This is a genomic window from Pseudoalteromonas fuliginea (genome assembly GCF_000690055.1).
GTDB lineage: Bacteria > Pseudomonadota > Gammaproteobacteria > Enterobacterales > Alteromonadaceae > Pseudoalteromonas > Pseudoalteromonas fuliginea.
Window position 1 is genome coordinate 1 of sequence record NZ_JJNZ01000202.1, and the last position, 435, is coordinate 435.

Here is a 435-nt window from a genome sequence, read left to right on the forward strand (position 1 = left end):
GTAGCTCTTAAAGTTGTGTTGGATTAGTGACAGTATTCAACTTAGTAATGGCAGCCAACCCGATCGTTTGGGTAATCGCAGGTATTACCGCTGCCATTGTTGGGTTAGGTTTCGCAGTTAAATACATATACGACAACTGGGGGTCAATAAGCGATTGGTTTAGTTCGCTATGGGGCGACATAACCACGACTTTCAATATTGGCGTACAGATGGTTAAATCAATGTTTGATTGGTCGCCAATGGAATTTGTAAAATCTCAGTGGGATGGTGTTACCAATTACTTTAGCAACCTGTTCGGCGGCATTGCTGATATGTATCAATCAACAGTTGGCGCAGTGATGGGGAAAGTTAATGCAGCTAAAGACTTCTTTGGCTTTGGTGACGATACCGACACAGAAGTAAGTCGCTCAATGACCATAGACACAAACAACGTGG

The 435-nt window shown here is 43.2% G+C and carries 1 protein-coding gene; it reads left to right on the top strand.

Going from position 1 to position 435, the window contains the following annotated elements:
- Window positions 1-26: 26 nt before the first annotated feature.
- On the top strand, window positions 27-435 hold a 409-nt coding region (locus DC53_RS0120990; protein ID WP_033032547.1), incomplete at its 3' end, for a hypothetical protein.